This is a genomic window from Micromonospora sp. WMMD737, assembly GCF_049179055.1.
In the GTDB taxonomy this organism is placed as follows: Bacteria; Actinomycetota; Actinomycetes; order Mycobacteriales; family Micromonosporaceae; genus Micromonospora; species Micromonospora reichwaldensis.
The window spans coordinates 47458-53457 of record NZ_JBMHMH010000002.1; the positions used below are offsets into that span (position 1 = coordinate 47458).

6 protein-coding genes and 1 pseudogene are annotated in these 6000 nt (G+C 68.8%); 4 read left to right on the plus strand and 3 right to left on the minus strand.

Going from position 1 to position 6000, the window contains the following annotated elements; all coding sequences use genetic code 11:
- The first annotated feature begins 403 nt into the window (after positions 1-403).
- The 4 genes and pseudogenes from ACN27A_RS33465 (at position 404) to ACN27A_RS33480 (ending at position 2990) form a co-directional block, all read left to right on the plus strand.
- On the plus strand, positions 404-667 hold the full coding sequence (locus ACN27A_RS33465; protein WP_421458787.1) for a DUF1883 domain-containing protein: 264 nt from the start codon (positions 404-406) through the stop codon (positions 665-667).
- 479 nt (positions 668-1146) lie between these two features.
- Positions 1147-1692: pseudogene (locus ACN27A_RS33470) on the plus strand (zinc-ribbon domain-containing protein); the annotation flags it as partial.
- Positions 1693-1743: 51 nt separating this feature from the next.
- On the plus strand, positions 1744-2349 hold the full coding sequence (locus ACN27A_RS33475; RefSeq protein ID WP_421458858.1) for a DUF559 domain-containing protein: 606 nt from the start codon (positions 1744-1746) through the stop codon (positions 2347-2349).
- On the plus strand, positions 2346-2990 hold the full coding sequence (locus tag ACN27A_RS33480) for a hypothetical protein (protein WP_421458788.1): 645 nt from the start codon (positions 2346-2348) through the stop codon (positions 2988-2990). The genes ACN27A_RS33475 and ACN27A_RS33480 overlap by 4 nt, the downstream gene beginning before the upstream one ends.
- Before the next feature lie 23 nt (positions 2991-3013).
- Here the strand turns inward: ACN27A_RS33480 and ACN27A_RS33485 are convergent, their stop codons facing one another.
- The 3 genes from ACN27A_RS33485 to ACN27A_RS33495 form a co-directional block, all read right to left on the minus strand.
- Positions 3014-3415: a hypothetical protein gene (locus tag ACN27A_RS33485; protein ID WP_421458790.1), complete on the minus strand. Its 402-nt coding sequence runs from the start codon at positions 3413-3415 to the stop codon at positions 3014-3016.
- A 68-nt stretch (positions 3416-3483) separates the two neighbouring features.
- A complete protein-coding gene (locus ACN27A_RS33490) occupies positions 3484-3711 on the minus strand; it encodes a hypothetical protein (RefSeq protein WP_421458792.1) in 228 nt (75 codons plus the stop codon).
- Between the two features lie 952 nt (positions 3712-4663).
- Complete coding sequence (locus ACN27A_RS33495) at positions 4664-5557, minus strand: ParA family protein (protein ID WP_421458794.1); 894 nt, start codon at positions 5555-5557, stop codon at positions 4664-4666.
- Positions 5558-6000 lie beyond the last annotated feature (443 nt).

Consider the following 6000-nt stretch of genomic DNA (forward strand, 5'->3'; position numbering starts at 1 on the left):
TTGGAGCGAGACAGCGGGAGACCCCACACACCGCTCCCCATTTTTCTCCCCGACCAGCCGCCACACCGCCGAACTGATCACCCTGATCACCCGCCGGATCACCACGATCACCACCCTGATCAGCGACCCGATCACCACCACGATCCGCGATCACACCCAGGCACCACCGGTCCTGACGGCCGCGAGCACCACTGCGGCCACTCCCCCGACGTACGACCCGCCCCAGGCCCCGCCTTCGTGTCGACTTACAGGGGACACACCCCCTTGCATTCTCAGACCGCCACAACGTCAGTGACGCCACCACGCAGCCGGCTGTCGTCGCGCCCACCCAGGCGAGAACCGCGTCGACCAGCTCCACCGACAGGGCTTCCTACCGAGCGTTGTCATCCAATACACATAGCGTGTGGATCACCTCTACTGGAACCTCGGCACCTGCGCGGGCGGCGCCGTGTTCGAGATCGGGTTACGCGGCTCGACCGCCCGGGTCTGCCTGATGGACGACGACGAGTACCAGTCGTACGTCGACGGCGACGAGTACGAGTTCTTCGGCGGCTTCTACGACCTCACCCCCGTCGTCCTGGAGGTGCCCTACGACGACCACTGGTGGATCGTGGTCGACAGCAACCCCGACAACATCAGGGTCACGGTGAACCAGGTCTTCGACTGACAGCCGCCCCGCCAAACGCGACCGCATGATATGCGCGTTGGCCGCCAAACGCGCCCAGCAACTGGCAGCACCCCTGCCGACCGAGCGCGGTCGAGCACGAGCACCAGGACGTCGACGACCCGTGCGGCAACGCCGGCGTTACCAGCCCCTCGGCCACGACCGATGCCGCGCAATCACGGACGCGGCCAGCCACGTCGTCGACGACCGGCGACGCCGGAGCAAGTTGGAACAAAAGGCTGACTTTTCGCGCCGCGAGGCCGTGTCGGACGCTCAGCGGTGCCGGCCGCCGTCGTGTGTCCGGCGTCCGCCGCCCCGCCCCTTCGGGACGGGCCACCGTAGTTCACGTTGTGGGGGTGACAGGCCGACCGGGCATGCTGGCCGATGTGAGTTCTGTTCAACGTCCTGCGGTGGTGGTGAGTTCTGGCCGCACGGGGAAAAGGGCGCTGCGGGCGGTGGCGGGTGTGCCCGAGCTGCTGGCCATGTGGGCGCGTGATCTCAACCCGGGCCTCGACCCGGCGACCGTGTCGGTCCGCTCACGAAACCGAGTCTGGTGGCGCTGCTCGGCGGGGCACGTCTGGCAGGCGATGGTGTCGAGCAAGGCCGCCGCGCCTGGCCGGTGCGGCCAGTGCCCCCGTGTCCGCCATCCCGTTCTCAGTGTTGGTCGACCCGATTTGTTGGCCGAGTGGGCAGCTGACCTGAACCCCGAACTCGACCCGGCGCAGCTGCGATGCGGGTCGACGGCGAGGGTGTGGTGGCGGTGCCAGGCTGGCCATGTGTGGGACGCCAAGGTCGAGGTACGGGCGCTACGCGGACGTGGCTGTCCGACCTGTGCGGGGGGCCGCCGGCCGGCACCGCGGCTGCCAGAGGCCGCGCCGATGCTGATGCCGCAGTGGGCGGTGGACCTCAACGAGGGCTTGGACCCGAGGACGCTTTCCGCCCGGTCTAACCGAGCGGTGTGGTGGCGGTGCGCGCGGGGGCACACGTGGCAGCAGAAGGTCGCCGATCGGACCCGGGGCCGTGGCTGCCCCGCCTGTTACGCCACCCGTGGGGGCCGCGAGGGCGAGGTGCTTGTCGCCGTGGCAGCAGCGACCGGACTGCGCTACAGCGGGCATCCCTCGGTGGCGCCGCCAGTGCGCGGAATGCGTGACCTGGTCGACGCCGAGGAGCGCATCGTCGTCGAGTACGACGAGTTGGCCCACCGCTCGCGGATCGACCAGGACCGGCGGCTGACCGAGCAGATGGAAGCGGCCGGGTACCTGGTGATCCGGATCCGTGAACAGGGCCTCCCATTCGCAGGCGGTCTCACCGTGACGGTGAGCGCGCAGGACAGCCCCAAGGAGATCGGCCGCCGTGTCGCGGCTGCCTTGGATGCTGCCGGCCGATACCTGCCGCCGACCGCTACCGTGCCCGCCTTCGTGCCTCGACAGACTCCACCACCCGTGCGGCAGCGAGCGGTGTACGCCCCGAGACCACACCAGGCCGCTGAGCTGTCGACCCCTTTCGGCCGGCCGCCGACATCGAAGCGGGACCGGATCGAATCGGGCCTGGTGGTGCTGCTGTCACAGGGAGTACCGCTTACCAGCCCACGGCTGGGCGGTCTCCTTGCGTCGCTCACCGGCGCGTCGGAGTCCTACGCCAAGCAGATCCTGCGCGACGCCAGACGCAAAGCCGCGGTCCAATGACTACCAACACCGAACGCGAGATCGAGACGCCGTGCGGGTGGTGTGGCAACGCCATCGTCCAGCCCACCACAGGCCGCCGCAGACACTACTGCGACCGGTCCTGCCGGCAACGCGCCTACGAGCTGCGTGCCGCCCAGCGACGCCACCAGGCTGACGTCGACACCGGCCGGATCCGAAGCGTGCCCGCGCCAAAGATCATCGAGCGGACCGTGCAGCCACGCCACCCGACGACCGCCGCCCAGTGGGAGCACACCCTGACCGCGCTCGCCGAGCAGCTGCGCGACGGCCGCCACGCGTGGGAACGGCACCGCATTCACGCCGCCCTCAACACCGCGCTCACCGCCCTCGGCGACCCGATGCCGGCGGCGGCGACCACGCCGGCATCGGCCGCGGTGATGTTCGACGACGCCCTGGCGGCCGCCGTGGCCGCCGTCATCGCCTGCACCGACCCGGACGGCACCGACACCACCCTGACCCGGCTGCAGGCCCGCACAGGCCATCCCACGCCCCTGCTACGCGACGCCCTGCGCCACCTGGCCGTCTCTCGCTACGCCGTGCTGCGCCGTCACGGCGTACCCGTCGACGACGTCGACGAGCTCGCCGAGCATGCCCGCTTCCGGCTGTGTGTCGGACCCTTCTGACGCGGCCTGCTGTTCAGGCATGGCTAAGCAGACGCCGCTACGAGGTCGTCGAGCCGCTTGACGAGGCGACGCGCGAGTTCCTCGGCGTCGACCGGTTCCAGCGCTCGCAACATCACCGGTACGTCCATGACCCGCAGGAACGCGTAGTGCGGGCTGCCGGTTGCGGGTTCGAGCCGGATGAGACCACCCGCCGCGAGAGCGACGTCGCACTCGGCCGCCGCCGCGTCTCGCCACAGCCGCGCCGCCACGTCGTATGGGTACGGCCCCTGGCGCCACTCGATCTTCCACGTGTGGTCCGCGCTCCACCAGTGCAGCTCGGTGGCACCATCCAGAGTGCGGGTCGCCTCCAGGGCTGCCATGACGCGACCGAGCGCCTCGTAGAACCGCTGCGGCTGGTACCACTCGCTGACCGGATGCATCGTCATGCCCTGCTCAACGACACATCGGTAGCCGCCGTTGCCGCCCTCGCGCGCACGGCCCCGCCGCCCCCAAGTCAGCCCTCGATGTAGTCCTCCGCGCCGGTCATCACCATGGCCCGCCGCTCATGTTGCCGACACAGCTCGATGTCCTCGCCGGCGACCCACCGGTCGCCGAAGATAATCCCGGTCCGGGCCACCTGCCAGACCGCCATCGCCAGCTCGTCGCAGCCGACGACATCGCAGGTGACCTCCGTGCCCGGCGTACGGGTGCAGGCGGGAGTGATGACCGGAACGGGTGGCATACGGGGCGGCTCCTCGTGGGCGGTGGATGATCCAGGAACCCACGAGGATACGAGTCGCCTTTACCCCGCCTCTCTGCCTTTTCCCTGTTCAGCGGTTTGCCCGCGTGGACCGATCCGCCCGCCGCACTGCCGCTATGCTCGGCACAAGACCCCGGCCAGCCTCTGCCCCTTCAGGGCACGCAGCCGGGGTTTTGACATTGCTCTGGGCCTCGTCAGTGACGCGACATGCCCTGCTCTACGGCTGGTTCGAGGTCACCCCAGCTCGGGGCTTTCGGACCGGGGGGTGTGCCTCGCGACCGCGCCTACTTCTTTCGGATGTAGCCGTGTCGGCTCATCCATTCAGTGAGTGCGGTTTCGACGATCTCTTGCGGTCCCAGTCCGCTCTGGTCCACGGCATGAGTCAAGGCGTCGTCTACCTCGCTCCGGATCCGTACGGACAGGGCTACGCGGTCAGGGCCGCGAGGACGCCCACGTCGCCGCCCGGGGCGCGCCTTCTTGCTGGCGGAAATGCTGGCTTCTTTGCTGTCTCCGCTGCTTGCGATGCTGCTGGCCTCTGGATGGGGAGTGCGCTGCTCGCTGCGTGCAACGCTGCTGCCGCCCGTGCTAGCTGACTTGCTTGCTGGCCGTCTTGCAGCAGGGCTAGCGACAAGGCTGGCGCTGCTGCCGGCCTTGCCGCTGGCCTTCTCGCTAGCGGGAATGCTGTCTATAAAGCCTGCTGCTCGGTTGGCTGATTTGCTTGCGCTACTGCCATCATCTGGGCTTGCGAACTCGCCATCTTTTTCGCCTTCTTCGGCACTAGCTTGAACGCTTGCTCTGTTGCTGGTTGATCGGCTGGCGTTACTGCTTGTCGGTGAGCTAGCGGTGGTGACAGCGGTTTCGGCGGGGTCCCGTTCCGCGTCACCGGCGCGCTGAAGGGCTCGCCCACGTGCTTGTCCCAGCAGTTTGCTCATGCTCAGGCCACCTCCGCGACGCAGTTGAGGGTCCGGCAGTATGCGCGTTCGAGCAGCGTGGCTTCTGCGGTGCCCGCCGCCGTGAACGGCACGCGGGCACTGCGGGACTCCTGCCGGATGACGTACTTCGGAACGGCGGTATCCAGGAGCCGCGGGCCGTCAGGCGAGTGCGGCGGGTACTCCTGGGCGAGCTTCTCGTCGAAGGTCTCGGCGAGGCCGCTGCGGCGGCGGTCCACGATATTGCGCAGGACGCCGACGACAGTCAGCGGTGCCAGCCCGTGATTCATCCGGGCGCGGCGCAGAGAGATCAGGCCGTCGTGGACGCCGATGTAGCCATCCTCGTCGAGAGTCGCCGGCAGAAGCGCGTGCGTAGCAGCGAGCGCGGCCGCGGTCATCAGTTTGCCGCCGGGGCGAGGTGGCACGTCGATCAGGACCAGGTCGTAGTTCTCGGCGACCCCGTCGAGCGACAGCCGCAGCCGCTGCTCCATGCCAGAGGTGTTGTCGAACTCCCGGTTGCCGAGCGCACGTTCGGCAGCGAGCACGTGGACGTTGTCCGGCCAGCCCTCGCCGGCGGGCAGGATGGCGTCCGCAGCCAGTCCGCGCGGATCAACAGGGTTCGGGTCGCTGGCATCGATGTAGAGCAGATCGTTGACCGAGTACTCCGGCTTCTCCACGCCCAGCTCGCTGGTGGCGGTGGCGCGCGGGTCGAGGTCGATGACCAGCGCCCGCAGCCCGTGCTTGGCGCCCACTGCCGCGAGGCCATTGGTGACGGCGGTCTTTCCGACGCCGCCCTTCTCGCTGAAGATCGCGAGAATCACGGGACCGCCGCGCGTCGGCTTCCACCGCAGTTCGACCTCGTTCTCGCTGAGGCCGCGCAGCAGCTCGTAGACGTCCACCTCGCACCCACCCTTCATCCTGGTTGTTGGACGACAGCATTTCCGCTGGCAGGAGAGCAGGCAAGCATGCGTGCCGAAAACCACGACGCGTCACCGGCGGCCGAGCTGATCGCGGCCCACCGCGGCCGCCGTCCCGGCCGTACGGCCGGAAGTTCCGCGCCGAGCTGATCGCCGGGCACGCCCGACGGCCCCAGGATCCCCCCTTCCTGCCTGGGCTGGAAACTCGCAGCACCTTCGCCTGTTAGTACAGGGCGGAACTCGGCCGAGGTCACGAGGGGACGTGGAGCCGGAACCAACGTTGCGGGCACAGCCGAGCAGCGGCGGTAGGGTGCCAACAGCAATCCCGGACAAAAAAAACGGCCCCCGTGGGGGCCGTTCCTGCCGTATCTCTCGGCGTCGTATGGCCCCACCATACACCAGCCCTGAGAGCCAAGAGAGGTGAA

What these genes read in the sequence shown, in the direction of transcription:
- ACN27A_RS33485 (WP_421458790.1), bottom strand. Translation starts at nt 3,415, where the DNA reads ATGACGATGCATCCGGTCAGCGAGTGGTACCAGCCGCAGCGGTTCTAC.
- ACN27A_RS33480 (WP_421458788.1), top strand. Translation starts at nt 2,346, where the DNA reads ATGACTACCAACACCGAACGCGAGATCGAGACGCCGTGCGGGTGGTGT.
- ACN27A_RS33490 (WP_421458792.1), bottom strand. Translation starts at nt 3,711, where the DNA reads ATGCCACCCGTTCCGGTCATCACTCCCGCCTGCACCCGTACGCCGGGC.